This is a genomic window from Herbaspirillum sp. VT-16-41 (genome assembly GCF_001994935.1).
Lineage (GTDB): Bacteria > Pseudomonadota > Gammaproteobacteria > Burkholderiales > Burkholderiaceae_D > Herbaspirillum > Herbaspirillum frisingense.
In genome coordinates, this window is record NZ_MUXB01000153.1 from 1 (window position 1) to 710 (window position 710).

Genomic DNA, 710 nt, shown 5'->3' on the forward strand with positions numbered 1-710 from the left:
GGCTCTGGAACGCCATCTGATGGGCCACGCCGCGCAGGGGCAGGCTGGCGGCCAGGCTGGGCCAATGGCCGTGCGAGCCCAGTTCAGCGGCGATGCGGGCGGTTTCCTGTTGCTGTGCGGGTGTGGCGGCCGGACGCCGGGGTGCGACGGGCGCGGCCGGTGCAGCCGGTGCGACGGCGACAGCGGGCTCAGGTTTTTTTTCAGCCGCGAAGCCAGCGGGTGGGCAGGACGGGAGAGCACAAGTCCGAAATCCCGTCACATCCTGTACTATCGTATGCCGTCTTCTGCTTGAAAACAAAAACAACGCCAAAAAGGCCCGAACACACACCCTCACGCTCGTTCGAGTTGTGGAGAGGAACCGCGCGCGCGTAGAGCACGACGGTGGTCAAGGCATAACTGGAAGTGGCCGGGCAGCTCCGTGGGGCTTTCCAGTATGTGGGTCTGTGCAGAGAGATGTGCGCCAATTTTGTGCGTGAGACGCAATTGCCGACTGTTTGACTTGGAGAGTGGTAGGCGAGGCATCTGTGACTGGAGTTCAGATGCTCTTCCGATCTAGCCTGCTGGGTATCGCCATTGCCATATTTCTTGGCTTTCGTAACAACGCCAGCTACAGCCGTTACACCGAAGCGAGAATGATCTGGGGTTCGGTGACGATCACCTCCCGCAGCGATCAGCCAAATGATAAGTGCATGATCAATTACGTGATCAGT

Annotated in this window: 2 pseudogenes; one reads left to right on the plus strand and one right to left on the minus strand. The window is 59.9% G+C overall.

The features are described from left to right. A pseudogene (locus tag BTM36_RS28790) lies at positions 1–259 on the minus strand (hypothetical protein); the annotation flags it as partial. Positions 260–554: 295 nt separating this feature from the next. Here BTM36_RS28790 and BTM36_RS23980 point away from each other — a divergent pair. Continuing rightward, a pseudogene (locus BTM36_RS23980) lies at positions 555–710 on the plus strand (bestrophin family ion channel); the annotation flags it as partial.